Source organism: Enterobacter sp. ku-bf2 (genome assembly GCF_001742765.1).
Lineage (GTDB): Bacteria > Pseudomonadota > Gammaproteobacteria > Enterobacterales > Enterobacteriaceae > Enterobacter > Enterobacter quasiroggenkampii.
In genome coordinates, this window is record NZ_MDVW01000019.1 from 153,504 (window position 1) to 169,483 (window position 15,980).

The 15,980-nt window shown below is 58.6% G+C and carries 13 protein-coding genes, 1 other RNA gene and 1 pseudogene; 11 read left to right on the top strand and 4 right to left on the bottom strand.

The features are described from left to right. Positions 1-6 precede the first annotated feature (6 nt). The 4 genes from BFG58_RS18030 to amtB all read left to right on the top strand — a co-directional run bounded on the left by BFG58_RS18030 (position 7) and on the right by amtB (position 5,438). The gene (locus BFG58_RS18030; RefSeq protein WP_069720237.1) at positions 7-1,779 is read left to right on the top strand and encodes a SmdA family multidrug ABC transporter permease/ATP-binding protein; all 1,773 of its coding nucleotides are present in this window, start codon (positions 7-9) and stop codon (positions 1,777-1,779) included. After that, complete coding sequence (locus BFG58_RS18035; RefSeq protein WP_069720238.1) at positions 1,772-3,553, top strand: SmdB family multidrug efflux ABC transporter permease/ATP-binding protein; 1,782 nt, start codon at positions 1,772-1,774, stop codon at positions 3,551-3,553. Before BFG58_RS18030 ends, BFG58_RS18035 begins: the two co-directional genes overlap by 8 nt. 221 nt (positions 3,554-3,774) lie before the next feature. Continuing rightward, positions 3,775-4,113, top strand: a complete 339-nt coding sequence (glnK, locus tag BFG58_RS18040) for a P-II family nitrogen regulator (RefSeq protein WP_008503304.1) — start codon at positions 3,775-3,777, stop codon at positions 4,111-4,113. A 35-nt stretch (positions 4,114-4,148) separates the two neighbouring features. After that, positions 4,149-5,438: an ammonium transporter AmtB gene (amtB, locus tag BFG58_RS18045; RefSeq protein ID WP_047074530.1), complete on the top strand. Its 1,290-nt coding sequence runs from the start codon at positions 4,149-4,151 to the stop codon at positions 5,436-5,438. Positions 5,439-5,533: 95 nt separating this feature from the next. Here amtB and tesB read toward each other — a convergent pair whose 3' ends face one another. Beyond that, on the bottom strand, positions 5,534-6,394 hold the full coding sequence (gene tesB / locus BFG58_RS18050; protein WP_023293157.1) for an acyl-CoA thioesterase II: 861 nt from the start codon (positions 6,392-6,394) through the stop codon (positions 5,534-5,536). Between the two features lie 203 nt (positions 6,395-6,597). On the opposite strand from tesB, the gene BFG58_RS18055 reads away from it, so the two are divergent. After that, positions 6,598-7,125 carry a YbaY family lipoprotein gene (locus BFG58_RS18055; protein WP_045909766.1) on the top strand — a complete coding sequence of 176 codons (528 nt, stop codon included), beginning with the start codon at positions 6,598-6,600 and terminating at the stop codon, positions 7,123-7,125. A 30-nt stretch (positions 7,126-7,155) separates the two neighbouring features. Here the strand turns inward: BFG58_RS18055 and BFG58_RS18060 are convergent. Beyond that, a pseudogene (locus tag BFG58_RS18060) lies at positions 7,156-7,553 on the bottom strand (MGMT family protein). Between the two features lie 84 nt (positions 7,554-7,637). Here BFG58_RS18060 and ffs point away from each other — a divergent pair. The 3 genes from ffs (at position 7,638) to BFG58_RS18075 (ending at position 8,460) form a co-directional block, all read left to right on the top strand. After that, an RNA gene (gene ffs, locus BFG58_RS18065) (signal recognition particle sRNA small type) lies at positions 7,638-7,734 on the top strand. Positions 7,735-7,996: 262 nt separating this feature from the next. After that, positions 7,997-8,248: a hypothetical protein gene (locus tag BFG58_RS18070; protein WP_023310587.1), complete on the top strand. Its 252-nt coding sequence runs from the start codon at positions 7,997-7,999 to the stop codon at positions 8,246-8,248. Then, positions 8,245-8,460, top strand: coding sequence for a hypothetical protein (locus BFG58_RS18075; protein WP_008503298.1), 216 nt, complete (start codon positions 8,245-8,247; stop codon positions 8,458-8,460). Before BFG58_RS18070 ends, BFG58_RS18075 begins: the two co-directional genes overlap by 4 nt. Positions 8,461-8,544: 84 nt before the next feature. Here BFG58_RS18075 and BFG58_RS18080 read toward each other — a convergent pair whose 3' ends face one another. Continuing rightward, entirely contained in the window at positions 8,545-9,966 is a 1,422-nt protein-coding gene (locus BFG58_RS18080) for a PLP-dependent aminotransferase family protein (RefSeq protein ID WP_069720239.1), read from the bottom strand. Positions 9,967-10,051: 85 nt separating this feature from the next. Between BFG58_RS18080 and BFG58_RS18085 the strand changes: the two genes are divergently transcribed. The 3 genes from BFG58_RS18085 (at position 10,052) to BFG58_RS18095 (ending at position 15,004) form a co-directional block, all read left to right on the top strand. Beyond that, positions 10,052-10,663 (top strand): YitT family protein, encoded by a 612-nt coding sequence (locus BFG58_RS18085; protein ID WP_069720240.1) that lies wholly within the window; start codon positions 10,052-10,054, stop codon positions 10,661-10,663. Positions 10,664-10,741: 78 nt separating this feature from the next. Next, positions 10,742-11,812 carry a LacI family DNA-binding transcriptional regulator gene (locus tag BFG58_RS18090; protein WP_069720241.1) on the top strand — a complete coding sequence of 357 codons (1,071 nt, stop codon included), beginning with the start codon at positions 10,742-10,744 and terminating at the stop codon, positions 11,810-11,812. Between the two features lie 102 nt (positions 11,813-11,914). Further along, positions 11,915-15,004, top strand: coding sequence for a beta-galactosidase (locus tag BFG58_RS18095; RefSeq protein WP_069720242.1), 3,090 nt, complete (start codon positions 11,915-11,917; stop codon positions 15,002-15,004). A gap of 39 nt (positions 15,005-15,043) precedes the next feature. Here BFG58_RS18095 and BFG58_RS18100 read toward each other — a convergent pair whose 3' ends face one another. After that, positions 15,044-15,865 carry a nickel/cobalt efflux protein RcnA gene (locus BFG58_RS18100; RefSeq protein ID WP_069720243.1) on the bottom strand — a complete coding sequence of 274 codons (822 nt, stop codon included), beginning with the start codon at positions 15,863-15,865 and terminating at the stop codon, positions 15,044-15,046. Positions 15,866-15,980 lie beyond the last annotated feature (115 nt).

Genomic DNA, 15,980 nt, shown 5'->3' on the forward strand with positions numbered 1-15,980 from the left:
AACCGCGTGCGATTATTTGCCCAATTAAGCTGGTACTTTCGTCGGGAGTGGCAACGCTACCTCGGTGCAGTCGCCCTGCTTATTATCATTGCCATCCTGCAGCTGATCCCGCCGAAAGTGGTGGGCTACGTCGTGGATGGCGTCACCGAACAGCATTACACCACCGCACGGGTGTTGATGTGGGTTGGCACGCTGGTGCTGACGGCGGTCATTGTTTATCTGCTGCGCTACGTCTGGCGCGTGCTGCTGTTTGGTGCGTCCTATCAGCTGGCCGTTGAGCTGCGCGAAGATTTTTATCACCAGCTGAGCCGACAGCATCCCGAATTCTATCTGCGCCACCGCACCGGGGATCTTATCGCGCGCGCCACTAACGACGTTGACCGCGTGGTCTTTGCCGCCGGGGAAGGGGTGTTGACGCTGGTGGACTCGCTGGTGATGGGCTGTGCGGTGCTGATCGTCATGTCCACGCAGATCAGCTGGCAATTGACCCTGCTGGCCCTGCTGCCGATGCCGCTCATGGCGCTGGCGATCAATCGCTATGGCGAACAATTGCACGAGCGCTTCAAGCTGGCGCAGGCGGCGTTTTCGTCGCTGAACGATCGCACCCAGGAGAGCATGACCAGCATCCGCATGATCAAGGCGTTTGGCCTGGAGGACCGGCAATCAGCGCTGTTTGCGGCCGATGCCGCGGACACGGGAGCGAAGAACATGCGCGTCGCGCGTATTGACGCCCGCTTTGACCCGACGATCTATATCGCGATTGGCATGGCAAACCTGCTGGCCATTGGCGGCGGCAGCTGGATGGTGGTACAGGGCACGCTCACCCTGGGGCAATTGACCAGCTTTGCCATGTATCTGGGGCTGATGATCTGGCCGATGCTGGCGCTGGCCTGGATGTTTAACATTGTGGAGCGCGGCAGTGCCGCCTATAGCCGCATTCGCGCCATGCTGGCCGAAGCGCCGGTGGTCATCGACGGTAGCGAAGCCGTACCGGAAGGGCGCGGCGTCATGCATGTCGACGTCCGCAAGTTTGTCTATCCGCATACGGAGCATCCGGTGCTGGAGAACGTCAGCTTTACGCTGCAGCCTGGCCAGATGCTGGGCATCTGTGGCCCGACGGGATCCGGTAAAAGTACCGTGCTGTCGCTGCTCCAGCGCCACTTTGACGTCACGCAGGGCGATATTCGCTTCCATGATATTCCGCTCACCAGCCTGCTGCTGGATAAGTGGCGTGGTCGCCTGGCGGTTGTCAGCCAGACGCCGTTTCTTTTTTCTGACACCGTGGCGAACAACATCGCGCTTGGGTGCCCGGCAGCAACGCAGGAAGAGATCGAGCATGTGGCACGTTTGGCCAGCGTGCATGATGACATTTTGCGCCTGCCGCAGGGCTACGACACCGAAGTCGGGGAACGCGGCGTCATGCTGTCCGGCGGGCAAAAACAGCGTATCTCCATTGCCCGCGCGCTGCTGCTGAATGCGGAAATCCTGATCCTGGATGATGCGCTCTCCGCCGTGGATGGCCGTACCGAGCATCAGATCCTGCATAACCTGCGCCAGTGGGGCGACGGACGCACGATAATCATCAGTGCCCACCGTTTGTCAGCGCTTACCGAAGCCAGCGAAATTCTGGTATTGCAGCACGGCCATATTGCCCAGCGTGGGCAGCATGACGCGCTGGCCGAGCAGCCGGGCTGGTATCGCGATATGTACCGCTATCAACAGCTTGAAGCAGCGCTTGACGATGCGCCGGAACAGGATCAGGAGGCCGCCAATGCGTAAGCTCGGAACGATGTGGCCGACGCTTAAACGTCTGCTGGCCTACGGCTCACCGTGGCGTAAACCGCTCTCGGTTGCCGTGCTTTTGCTCTGGATTGCGGCAATTGCTGAGGTGAGCGGTCCGCTGCTCATCAGCTACTTCATCGATAATATGGTCGCAAAAAGCTACCTGCCGCTCGGGCTGGTGGCGGGGTTAGGCGTGGCCTACGTTGGCTTACAGCTGACGGCGGCAGGATTGCATTATGCTCAGTCGCTGCTGTTTAACCGGGCCGCCGTGGGCGTCGTTCAGCAGCTGCGTACCGATGTCATGGACGCGGCGCTTCGCCAGCCGCTCAGCGAGTTTGATATCCAGCCGGTCGGGCAGGTGATTTCGCGCGTAACCAACGATACCGAGGTGATCCGCGATCTGTACGTCACCGTGGTTGCGACGGTATTACGCAGCGCGGCGCTGATTGGCGCGATGCTGGTGGCGATGTTCAGCCTCGACTGGCGCATGGCGCTGGTGGCGATCACCATCTTCCCGGCGGTGCTGATCGTCATGGTGATTTACCAGCGTTACAGCACGCCGATTGTGCGTCGGGTTCGCGCCTATCTGGCCGACATCAACGATGGCTTCAACGAAGTGATTAACGGCATGAGCGTCATCCAGCAGTTCCGCCAGCAGGCGCGCTTTGGCGAGCGCATGGGCGAAGCCAGCCGTTCACACTATATGGCGCGTATGCAGACGCTGCGCCTGGACGGTTTCCTGCTGCGACCGCTGCTGAGCCTGTTCTCAGCGCTGGTGCTGTGTGGGCTGCTGATGCTCTTTGGCCTGAGCTCAAACGGTACGATTGAGGTGGGCGTGCTGTACGCTTTTATTAGCTATCTGGGACGCCTCAACGAGCCGCTGATCGAGCTCACTACGCAGCAATCGATGCTGCAACAGGCGGTCGTCGCCGGTGAGCGCGTCTTTGAGCTGATGGACAGGCCGCGTCAGGCCTACGGCAATGATGAGCGACCTCTGCAAAGCGGGACTATCGCCTTTGATAACGTCTCGTTTGCCTATCGTGAAGACCGTCTGGTGTTGCAGGACATCACGCTTGACGTTCCGTCGCGCGGTTTCGTCGCGCTGGTGGGTCATACCGGCAGCGGTAAAAGCACGCTCGCCAGCCTGTTGATGGGCTACTACCCGGTCACGCAAGGCGAAATCCGCCTCGATGGACGCCCGCTCGCGTCTCTTAGCCACACGGTGTTACGCAAAGGCGTTGCGATGGTGCAGCAGGATCCGGTCGTACTGGCCGATACCATCTTTGCCAACGTAACCCTGGGACGGGACTATTCGGAGGAGCAGGTTTGGGCGGTACTGGAAACGGTGCAGCTGGCAGAGCTGGCGCGTGGGTTCAGCGACGGGATCAACACGAAGCTGGGCGAGCAGGGCAACAATCTCTCCGTGGGGCAAAAACAGCTCCTGGCGCTGGCGCGCGTCCTGATTGAAACGCCGCAGGTGCTGATTCTTGACGAAGCCACGGCCAGCATAGATTCCGGTACCGAGCAGGCGATTCAGCAGGCGCTGGCCGCCGTACGCGACCATACGACGCTGGTGGTTATTGCCCACCGTCTTTCCACCATCGTCGACGCGGACACTATTCTGGTGCTGCATCGCGGACAGGCCGTGGAGCGCGGTACGCACCGCGAGCTGCTGGAAGCAAAAGGGCGCTACTGGCAGATGTACCAGCTGCAGCTGGCGGGCGAAGAGCTGGCCGCCAGCGTGCGTGATGAAGAGTCGCTTAGCGCCTGATGCACTAAAATGAGGCGCCGCGCTAACAGTCATTCCTGTTGGTGCAAAACTGAAACGCACCCTGCACCGGCATGGTGCGTTTTTTTTTTACCGGTTCATTTATCAGGACCGTGTAACGCACATCACACCGCGATTCCCTCCCGTTTTCATTTCTGGCACATCCCTTGCAATACCTTCCGCGTAAGCTGCGGCCATTACCGAATTCTGACTGGAGGGGATCTATGAAGCTGGTTACGGTTGTAATCAAACCATTCAAACTCGAAGACGTGCGTGAAGCATTGTCTTCAATGGGTATTCAGGGACTGACTGTCACCGAAGTGAAAGGCTTTGGTCGTCAGAAGGGTCATGCCGAGCTTTATCGCGGGGCGGAATACAGCGTTAACTTTCTGCCAAAAGTAAAAATTGATGTCGCGATTGCTGACGATCAGCTTGATGAAGTCATTGATGTCATTAGCAAAGCGGCCTACACCGGCAAAATTGGCGACGGCAAAATTTTCGTTGCCGAACTGCAGCGCGTCATTCGCATCCGTACCGGCGAATCTGACGAAGCGGCTCTGTAATTAACGCCTGGCACACAGTGATAGGGATCGAGAAAATGAAGATAGCAACACTTAAAACGGGTCTGGGTTCGCTGGCGCTGCTGCCGGGCCTGGCGCTGGCTGCTGCCCCTGCGGTGGCCGACAAAGCCGATAACGCCTTTATGATGATCAGCACCGCGCTGGTGCTGTTCATGTCCATTCCGGGCATTGCGCTGTTCTACGGCGGCCTGATCCGTGGCAAAAACGTTCTCTCCATGCTGACGCAGGTTGCCGTGACGTTCGCACTGGTCTGCGTGCTGTGGGTGGTTTACGGATACTCGCTGGCGTTCGGCACGGGCAACGCGTTCTTTGGTAACTTCGACTGGGTGATGCTGAAAAACATTGAACTGACCGCGCTGATGGGCAGCTTCTATCAGTATATTCACGTGGCGTTCCAGGGCTCCTTCGCCTGCATTACCGTCGGGCTGATTGTGGGCGCGCTCGCTGAGCGTATTCGTTTCTCTGCGGTCCTGATCTTCGTGGTGGTCTGGCTGACGCTCTCCTATGTGCCGATTGCGCACATGGTCTGGGGTGGCGGTCTGCTGGCGACGCACGGCGCGCTGGACTTCGCGGGCGGTACCGTTGTTCACATTAACGCCGCGGTCGCGGGTCTGGTGGGCGCATACCTGATTGGCAAACGCGTGGGCTTCGGTAAAGAAGCGTTCAAACCGCACAACCTGCCGATGGTCTTTACCGGTACCGCGATCCTCTACTTTGGCTGGTTTGGCTTCAACGCCGGCTCAGCCAGTGCCGCGAACGAAATTGCCGCGCTGGCCTTCGTGAACACCGTGGTGGCCACGGCGGGTGCAATCCTCTCCTGGGTATTTGGCGAGTGGGCGGTGCGCGGTAAACCTTCCCTGCTGGGTGCCTGCTCGGGGGCGATTGCGGGTCTGGTCGGTATTACACCTGCGTGTGGTTATGTCGGCGTAGGCGGTGCGCTGCTGGTCGGTCTGGTGTCCGGTCTGGCGGGTCTGTGGGGCGTGACCGCACTGAAACGTCTGCTGCGCGTGGATGACCCTTGCGATGTATTTGGCGTTCACGGCGTGTGCGGGATTGTCGGCTGTATCATGACCGGTATCTTCGCGGCGAAATCGCTCGGTGGTGTGGGCTACGCAGAAGGCGTCACTATGGTTCATCAGGTGCTGGTGCAGCTGGAAAGTATTGCTATCACCGTGGTGTGGTCTGCGGTTGTCGCATTCATCGGCTACAAGCTGGCGGACATGACGGTCGGTCTGCGCGTACCGGAAGAGCAGGAACGCGAAGGTCTGGATGTGAACAGCCACGGCGAGAATGCGTATAACGCATGATCTGAGTGTCTTGCCGGGTGGCGGCTTCGCCTTACCCGGCCTACAACAGCACAAAACGTAGGCCCGGTAAGCGTCGCGCCACCGGGCTTTTTACATCAACCTCTGTTACGCATCACCCCTTCCTGCACCGTTGAAGCGACCAGCACGCCGTCCTGAGTATAAAACTCCCCACGCACAAACCCGCGGGCGCTGGATGCCGACGTACTCTCCACGCTGTAGAGCAGCCACTCATTCATGTTGAAGGGACGGTGGAACCACATCGAGTGATCGATCGTCGCGACCTGCATCCCTTTTTCGAGGAAGCCGACGCCGTGCGGCTGCAGCGCCACCGGCAGGAAGTTGAAGTCAGACGCATAGCCCAGCAGATACTGATGGACGCGGAAATCTTCCGGCACGGTGCCGTTGGCACGGATCCACACCTGACGCTTTGGCTCGGCGGTGTGGCCCTTCATTGGGTTGTGGAATTCGACGGGGCGGATCTCAAGCGGCTTATCGCAGAGAAACTTCTCTTTGACCTGCGGCGGCAGCAGATGCGCCAGGGCGCGAGCGATATCCGTTTCCGATTTGAGATCGTCCGGCGAGGGGGCAGGGGGCATGACTTTCTGATGCTCATAACCCGGCTCTGGCGCCTGGAAGGAGGCGGTCATGTAAAAGATCGGCTTACCGTTCTGAATGGCCGCGACGCGGCGCGCGCTGAAGCTGTTACCGTCTCGCAGAACTTCAACGTCATACACGATGGGTTTCGCGCTATCGCCAGGGCGTAAGAAGTAGCTGTGGAATGAATGCACCAGACGGTCTGCCGGGACAGTCTCCTTTGCAGCGTACAGCGCTTGTCCAACGACTTGCCCACCGAAGACCTGGCGTAAGCCTAAATCTTCGCTCTGTCCGCGAAAGAGTCCTTCCTCAATTTTTTCCAGATTCAGTAATGTCAGCAGATTGTTCAGTGCCTGACTCATAGTTGTCCTCAATAAACGCCGTAGCGAAAGATAGGCAGAGTATAACGCAGAAATGAAAGTGGTCCGATGGGTAGAATAATCTGAATATCGGGATGATTTCAGGCATTAATCAGTGAGTTGTGCCACACTTAACTACGTTATGTGATTGAAACGACATCGGATGGGATCGATCCCGCTGGTGCATTGATGATAAGGAGACTTCAATGAAACTCGTGCCTATGCTAAGTGGTGTAGCGATTGCGGTGGCGTTGTCCGCCTGTGCCGGTAAGAGCGCCCAGGTGCCAGTGCCAGCAGCTGACCCGAACGGGATTAATACCCTTTCGCAGCAGTCCATTCAGCAGCCTAACGTTTCCGGTACCATCTGGATTAAACAGAAAGTTGCGTTGCCGCCGGATGCGGTATTAACGGTGACGCTGTCTGATGCTTCCCTGGCCGACGCGCCGTCGAAAGTCGTGGCTCAGCGTGCCGTCCGTACTGAAGGCAAGCAGGCGCCGTTTAGCTTCGTGTTGCCGTATAACCCGTCGGACGTGCAGCCTAATGCCCGTATTCTGCTGAGCGCAGCGGTCACCATCAACGGTAAGCTGGTGTTTATTACCGATACGGTCCAGGAAGCGATTAATAACGGTGGGACCAAAATCGACCTGAACCTGGTGCCTGTGCAGCAGACCGAAGTGCCGATCGCACCGCAGACCAATCAGCCGTCCCTGCCAACCCCACCCACTCAGATGTAATGGGTATCCCCCTCTCCTTCGGGAGGGGGGTTAATACACCCATCGGTACTTCTGCAAATCGATCTGACCCGACCCTGACACCTGCACCCCCTCTGAAAGTAACGCCTGACGCTGACGCTGGAGATCCGGCCCTGTGAGTGAGATGACGCCATGACGGTTCACTACCCGATGCCAGGGCAACGTACTGCCTTCCGGCAGCCGTTTCAGGACGCCTCCAACCTGTCGCGCCGCGCGCGGGGAACCGGCCAGGCGCGCCACATCACCATAGGTGGTGACATAGCCCTCCGGGATTGAAGCCACGATTTGCCATACGCGCTGTGGAAAGGAGTCGTGCTCGTCCATACCTTCACCTGTGGGGAGTTTCTGGAGAGCCATGGTAAACGAAGATCGTCATGATTGCTGCGCCTGTTTGCGCAAGAAACCAGCATCCGGTTCCTGGCGGCTTGCAATTGGGCCTTCGCACAGGGATAATGCGCCAGCGCGTTGGTTATCAACGCTCTCAATGGGGGCTCTGTTGGTTCTCCCGCAACGCTACTCTGTTCACCAGGTCAGGTCCGGAAGGAAGCAGCCAGGGCAGACGACGTGTGTGCCGGGATGTAGCTGGCAGGGCCCCCACCCATTTCCGCCCTCATAAAATCTTCCTGCTTTCACCTCTCACTTTTGACGGCTATCCCACAATAATATTATGCCTATATCGTGTAATATATATTTCATCGTGCTGAAATATTATTGTCATAAACCTGTAATAATAGTCGGGCATTTTATCATTGGCCGTCTATTTTCTGGCATAACTCAAAAAAATATATATCTGGATAACATTGTTAACTTCGTGTATTAAATAAAGTACTTATTCCGAAGGGAAGTGACAAACATGGCTACAGCGGTATTAAACGTTAAGATTGATGACGCGCTAAAAGAAAGGCTTCGCCACTATGCGGAAGTGAATAACGAGAACTTAAGCGTGACGACAGAGAAACTGCTGCTGCTGGCGTTCGAAGCAGTAGAAGAGGCGGGAGTATCGGAAGAGGATATTGATAATCAGCATACGGAAGAAGAGAGTGTTTCTCCATTTACTCCTAAAGAAATCAAGGCTCTACGTAAACTTCTGAAGAAGAGAAAATGAAACAACAACTGTCAACTGCCAGTGACTACAAAGAGGCCTGCGATCTGTTGCGTTCAGGCTACGTGAAGCATGTACGTCTTGGCTGGAATGTCGGAAGTGATGAGTTCTTTCGTATTGCGTCTGACTGGTGTGATACTGGCGCAAAAATAAAGAAAGACGGTGAAAATTTCGTTATTTCACTGAAAGGTTTTCCTATTCCTGCTCAGCATTAATTCCGGATGGGTGAAAACTGCTGACTGTATCCGTGACAGTCAGCAGTTTTTATTTTTTTTATGATCGGCTTCAAACTTTTAATATTAAATCACGCTGCGTTTAACGGCTGGCACGTTTTTATTCAGGGCGAGCCATAACGGTTTAATCCTCAGCAGCGCCTGTTCAAGCTCTGTTGGTTCGAGCGAGAAGGGCATCCGCAAATAGCGGTCAAACGCGCCCGTTAAGCCAAACCGCGTACCGGTTCCCAGATTAATCCCCAGAATCTCAGCCCGCGCGGCAAGCTGTGTCGCCAGCATGCCCGGTAGCTCGATCCAGTAAGAGAGCCCGCCTTCCGCTTCATGGAATTTCCAGTCCGGGAAATGTTCACGCAGCAGTTCACCGCATCGATTGCGTCGTTCCGCCAGCATTTTGCGGCGGGCGGGTAGAAACCTCTCGCTGTTGTTGATGAGCCACAGCGCCGCCAGCTGTTCCAGCAGTGGCGAACCTAAATCGAGGGTATCTCGCGTTTGGGCAAGCGTGGCGATCGTGCGCGAGGAGGCGCGGATCCAGCCGAGACGCAGCCCGCCCCAGAAACTTTTTCCGGCGGAGCCTAAGGTGATGACGGTGGCCTGCGGGTTAAAGGAGGCCAGCGGGGGCGGAGGAGGAGCGTCAAACCAGAGATCCACCATCGTTTCATCCACCACCAGCGCCGTACGGGTTTGCGCAGCAATATCGGTAATGGCCTGGCGCGTCGCAATATCCATACAGCGCCCGGTGGGGTTATGAAAATCAGGCATCAGATACGCCAGGCGCGGCGCGGTTTGGGCAAGCGTGGCGGCGAAGCCATCCGTATCCCAGCCCGTTTCCGGCAGCGACACCCCCACGGGCCGACACTGCGCGCCCTGAATGGCGGCAATCGCCAGCGGATAGGTGGGGTGATCGACCACGACGCGATCCCCGGGCCCGGTCATCATCCGCAGGACCAGCGCGAAGCCGCTGACGGCGCCATTGACCACCATCACTTCGTCCGCGCGGGTGGGAAGGCCCCGCGCGGTATAACGCGCAGCGATGGCCTCCCGCAGCGTTGGCAGTCCTAGCTGATCGTAGCCCGTCAGCGAGAGGTGCTGCGCAATGGCCGTGAGCGCATGGGTATACGCCTGGTGGATCTCCGGCCCGGCATTGAGAGCGGCAGTGGAGAGATCCAGTGCGGCACTCGCTGCGGAAAGCGTGGGAACGGCGCGCGTATCCGGGAGGATCACGCGTGACCCGCTGCCGTGGCGGCTCTCAAGATATCCCTCCTCGCGCAGATGGGCGAGGGCGCTGCTGATGGTAGTCCGGCTTACGTCCAGCGCCGTGGCCAGCTCGCGCTCTCCCGGTAGCCGTGTATTCAGTGCCAGACGTCCATCAAGAATTAACAGGCGCAGCGCATCGGCCAGCTGTCGCCAGAGCGGCGTGCGGGATGAGGTTTGCTGCCAGTGGCCTAAAAGGCGTACCAGCGACTGGCTTCCGAAGCGACGTGACGACATATGCAGTCCACTATTTGAAAACTGGACATTAATCATAGTGCCATTTTAGGTCAGGATGAAAGCTGGTTCACTGGAGAAGATAAAAATGGTACGTCGTCTGCTACAACTCTATGTCGGTTTAGGACTGTATGGCCTGTCCACCGCGATGTTTATTCGTTCCGATTTGGGTGTCGATCCCTGGGATGTTTTTCACCTTGGGGTGGGGTTACAGCTGGGGATGACCATCGGGACGGTGATCATTTTAACCGGTGCTGCGGTGCTGCTGCTGTGGATCCCCCTGCGCCAGATGCCGGGCCTGGGCACCATCAGCAACGTGATTTGTATCGGTCTGGCGGCGGACGCCAGCATGGCGCTTATTCCGGAACTGGATTCGTTACCTGTTCGCATCGCTTTCCTGGTGTCGGGCATCGTGATGAACGCGATTGCGACCAGCATGTACATTGGCGCAGGTTTTGGTCCTGGCCCACGCGACGGCCTGATGACCGGCATTCATGCCCCGCTGGGGTGGTCCATTCGCAGCGTGCGTACCTCCATTGAGGTGTCCGTCCTGCTGATTGGGTGCGTGCTTGGCGGCACGTTTGGGGTGGGAACGGTCGTGTATGCCCTGACCATTGGCCCACTTATCCAGCTCTGTCTGCCCTGGTTCCGACAGAAGCCGCGCGTTGCTGAAATCGCGCAGCCGGAGCGGGTTGTCTAATTTTGCGAAGCGCTCACATGCTTTAACGGCGTCGCTGTGCCACAATAATGGGCCACGACTCACGCGATGCCACAATGCATGAAAGCGATCACTCTCTATGATGTCGCCCTCCTTGCGGGGGTTTCTTATCAGACCGTCTCCCGCGTCATTAACGACGCGGAGCATGTCTCTGCCCGCACGCGGGAAAAGGTGCAGCAGGCGATGGCGGAGCTGCACTACGTGCCTAACCTGCGGGCACAGCAGCTGGCGGGTAAACGCACCCGCACGCTGGGACTCATCACCACCGATCTGGCCCTGCATGCGCCCTCGCAAATTGTGTCGGCGGTAAAATCCCGCGCGGCGGAACAGGGGGCGAGCGTCCTTATCTCCATGGTCGAGCAACCGCAGCAGTGTCAGGCCGCGCTTCAGGCGCTACTGGCGCAGCGGGTGGACGCGCTGCTGGTGAATGTGCCGCTCGACGATCCTGACGCCGAAGCGCTCAGGGCGCTGGCATCACCTGTTCCGGTGCTGTTCCTTGATGTCTCGCCTTCAGCACAGGTAAACAGCCTCGTGTTTAACGCCGGGCAGGGGGCGCATCTGGGCGTTGAGCACCTGCTTTCGCTGGGGCATCAGCATATTGCCCTGCTGAGCGGGCCGGAAAGCTCGGTCTCTGCTCGGGCGCGTCTGGCAGGATGGAAAGCGGCTCTGGCCCGCGCGGGGCATGACGCCGCTGCGGTGGCTTATGGAGACTGGAGCGCGGCCAGCGGTTATGAGAAAGGGCATGTGCTGCTGTCGGGTAGCGCAGTGCCGGATGCCATTCTGGTGGCGAACGATCAAATGGCGCTCGGGGTGATGCGCGCCTGTGCTGAAAAGGGGATCGCGATTCCAGGTCAGATGTCGGTGGTCGGGTTCGACGATACGGCTGACAGCGCCTGGTTTTCCCCGCCGCTGACGACCATTCGCCAGGCATTTCGCGAGGCGGGTGAGCGCAGCGTGGAGTGGCTGCTGGCCCCCACCGAAGGCGAGACGTGCTGGCAGGTTCAGCTGCCGGTGGCGCTGGTTACCCGGCATTCCAGCGCGCGCCGCGCGCCGCAGCAGGCCGAACGCGAGGATCTGGCGCAGCAGCTCAGAAGTCTGGCACTTCTGGCCGAGCAGCTTGCCCGCAAATAAAACTTTGTGATCGGACTCGCTACCCTGCGATCGAACGCTTTACCGTCGCAGAGTGCCAGGGCATGTTAACCAAAATTGTGAGCGCTTCGCAAAGAGGTTGATATGTCTCATACACCTTCGCTGACCCTCAGCGACATCCTGGCCCGTCGGGACTGGGAAAACCCCGGCGTTACCCAGTGGAACCGCCTGCCCGCACACGCGCCGTTGCACAGTTGGCGTAATGAATCTTCCGCCAGGGATGACGCTGGATCCCTCAGCAGGCGCTCCCTCAACGGGATCTGGCGGTTTAGCTACTTTTCTGCTCCCGAGCGGGTTCCTCAGGCATGGGTCACCGAAGATTGCGCTGATGTCGTCGCGATGCCCGTGCCGTCGAACTGGCAGATGCAGGGGTTCGATACGCCCATCTATACCAATGTCACCTATCCGATCCCCGTTAACCCGCCTTTTGTACCGCAGGAAAACCCGACATGTTGTTACTCGCTCACATTCGACGTGGATGACGCCTGGCTTCAGAGCGGGCAAACCCGAATTATTTTTGATGGCGTGAACTCGGCGTTCCATCTGTGGTGCAACGGGCAGTGGATAGGCTATTCCCAGGACAGTCGATTGCCCGCCGAGTTTGACCTCTCGGCGGCATTACGCCCAGGGCAGAACCGCCTGGCGGTCATGGTCTTGCGCTGGTGCGACGGCAGCTATCTGGAAGATCAGGACATGTGGCGCATGAGCGGCATTTTCCGTGATGTCTCCCTGCTGCATAAGCCGGAGACGCACATTGCGGATTATCATGTGGTCACCGATCTGAATGCGGAGCTGGACCGCGCGGTGCTGAAAGTTGAGGTCGCGTTGACAGGCGCTGACTACGCGGAGTGCGACGTGGCGATAACGCTGTGGCGCAACGGTGAACGCTGTGGCAGCACTACCCAACGGCCAGGCTCTGCCATTGTGGACGAGCGCGGCAACTGGGCCGAGCGGTTAACGGCGGCGATCCCGGTTACAGCCCCGGCGTTATGGAGTGCAGAAACCCCGGAACTCTATCGCCTGACGATCGCGCTTTTGGATGCGCAGGGCAACGTGCTGGAGACGGAGGCCTGCGATGTCGGCTTCCGCCGGATTGAAATCAGCAACGGCCTGCTGAAGCTCAACGGTAAACCGCTGTTGATCCGCGGGGTTAACCGGCACGAGCATCATCCGGAAAACGGCCAGGTGATGGACGAAGCGACGATGCGTCGCGATATCGAGATCATGAAGCAGCACAACTTCAACGCCGTGCGCTGCTCGCATTACCCGAATCATCCGCTGTGGTACCGGCTTTGCGACCGCTATGGGCTGTACGTTGTTGACGAAGCCAATATCGAAACCCACGGCATGGTGCCGATGAGCCGCCTTGCTGACGATCCGCGCTGGCTGCCCGCCATGAGCGAGCGCGTGACCCGTATGGTGCAGCGCGATCGTAATCATCCCTCAATTATCATCTGGTCGCTGGGCAATGAGTCCGGGCACGGTGCAAACCACGACGCGCTGTACCGCTGGGTGAAATCCACGGATCCGACGCGTCCGGTGCAGTATGAAGGTGGCGGCGCGAACACGGCGGCGACTGATATTGTCTGTCCGATGTATGCCCGGGTCGATCAGGATCAACCCTTCCCGGCGGTGCCTAAATGGTCAATCAAGAAATGGATCGGCATGCCGGATGAAACACGCCCGCTGATCCTCTGCGAATACGCCCACGCGATGGGGAACAGCTTCGGCGGGTTCGCGAAATACTGGCAGGCGTTTCGCAGCCACCCTCGCCTGCAGGGGGGATTTGTCTGGGACTGGGTCGATCAGGCTCTGACGAAGCAAGATGAAGAGGGCAATTCGTTCTGGGCATACGGCGGGGACTTTGGCGATAAGCCAAACGACCGACAGTTCTGCCTGAATGGGCTGGTCTTCCCCGATCGCACGCCGCACCCGGCGCTGTACGAGGCGCAGCGCGCGCAGCAGTTCTTCACCTTTACGCGGGTCAGCACCTCTCCGCTGGTGATTGAGGTGCAAAGCGGCTACCTGTTCCGCCACACCGATAACGAAGTGCTGAGCTGGACGGTTGCCCGGGATGGGAAGGTACTGGCTTCGGGCGAGGTGATGCTGGCGATAGCCCCTGAAGGCGCTCAGCGTCTGGAGATCGCTCTGCCGGAATTGAAAGCCGAACCGGGGGAAGTCTGGCTGAATGTTGAAGTGCGCCAGCCGCGTGCAACGCCGTGGTCACCGGCTGACCATCGCTGCGCGTGGGAGCAGTGGCCGCTTCCGTCTCCGCTGTTTGTCGCACCGCCAGCCTCTGCGGGCGAGCCGCCGGTTTTGACGCAAAACGACCGCATCCTGGCGATCGCGCATGGTCAACAGCGCTGGCAGTTCGATCGTGCATCCGGAAACCTGACCCAATGGTGGCGAAATGGCGTGGAAACGCTGATGTCACCTCTGACGGATAACGTCAGCCGTGCGCCGCTGGACAATGATATTGGCGTGAGTGAAGCGACGAGGATCGATCCGAATGCCTGGGTTGAACGCTGGAAAGCGGCGGGCATGTACAATTTCACCTCACGCGTTCTGTACTGTGAGGCAGAGCAGCATGCGGGCGAAGTCGTGGTCAATACCCTTCACGTCGGGGAGTATCATGGCAAAACGCTGTTCCTGAGCCGTAAAGTCTGGCGGGTGGATGACCACGGGAGGCTGCACGGCGATATTCAGGTGGATATTGCGTCCGATATCCCGGAACCCGCACGTATTGGCCTGAGCGTTCATCTCGCCGAAACGCCGGAAAACGTGTCCTGGCTGGGGCTGGGGCCGCATGAAAACTACCCGGACAGAACGCTGGCGGCACAGCAGGGACGCTGGACATTACCCCTGGCGGAGATGCACACGCCGTATATCTTCCCGACGGAAAATGGTTTGCGCTGTGATACGCGGGAGCTGGTGCTGGGAACGCATCAGGTACATGGCCGGTTCCATTTCTCGGTGAGCCGCTACAGCCAGCAGCAGCTGCGCGAGACAACCCATCACCATCTGCTGCGGGAAGAGCCGGGGTGCTGGCTCAACCTCGATGCTTTCCATATGGGCGTGGGCGGCGACGACTCCTGGAGCCCCAGCGTTTCACCGGAATTCATTCTGCAGACGCGCCAGCTTCGCTACACCTTTAGCTGGCAGCAAAATCCTTAACGGATCATTGAGATGCGGCCACAGGGCGTGGCCGCAGGCTTACGCCAGAATGCCGCTCAGACCGTGCAGGCTCATATAAATTCCTACTACGGTAATCAGCGCAGCGGAAATCCACGGCGCTTTACGGGAAAGCTCGTTAAACCCGGGCCAGCGTTTTGTCGCGTGCTTGAGGCTTAAGGCGGCAATCGCACCGGAAGCCACCAGGGTTAACGCCAGACCAATACTGAAGCTGAACACCAGCGTCGCGCCGAGGGCAAAATGCTTCAGCTGCAGGCAGATCAGCAGAACGGTGATGGATGCCGGGCAGGGGATAAGCCCGCCGGTCAGGCCAAACATGACGATCTGTCCGGTGGTGACGTTTTGTCCGCTAAAGCGGCGGTTGATATCCTGCGCGTGCGCGCGCTGGTGGGTGTCCTGCCACTCTTCTTCAACCAGCGGGTGTTCGTGGTGGTGATGTTCATGATGATGGTCATGATCATGGTGGTGGTGATGATCATGGTCGTGATGATGATCGTGTGGCTGGCTCTCTTTCCAGGTTCGCCATGCCATCCACAGGGCGATCGCAACGATCAATACCCCTGAGATCAGCTGGAACCAGGGTTCAGACGTATGCGCATCCCATCCCCGCCCAAACCATAAACCCGCCATAGCGATGATCCAGACCACTGCCGTATGGGAAAGCGTGGCCGCCAGGCCGAGCAGGACCGCCTGTTTCAGCGTACCGCGGATAGCCACGATAAAGGCGGCCATCATGGTCTTTGAGTGGCCCGGTTCCAGGCCATGCAGCGCGCCAAGCAGGATGGCGCTGGGAACAAACAGCCAGGCATTACCCTGCTGCAGAAGTGAAGCAAAATCGGTCATGGGGGATTCCGGCGTGGAAAATGTCTGCAAATACTACTCCCCCCCAGTAGGGTAATACTACCCCCCAGTAGAAAAATACTCAGGGGGAGTAGAGCGTGTTATGCTTTAAAAGCCA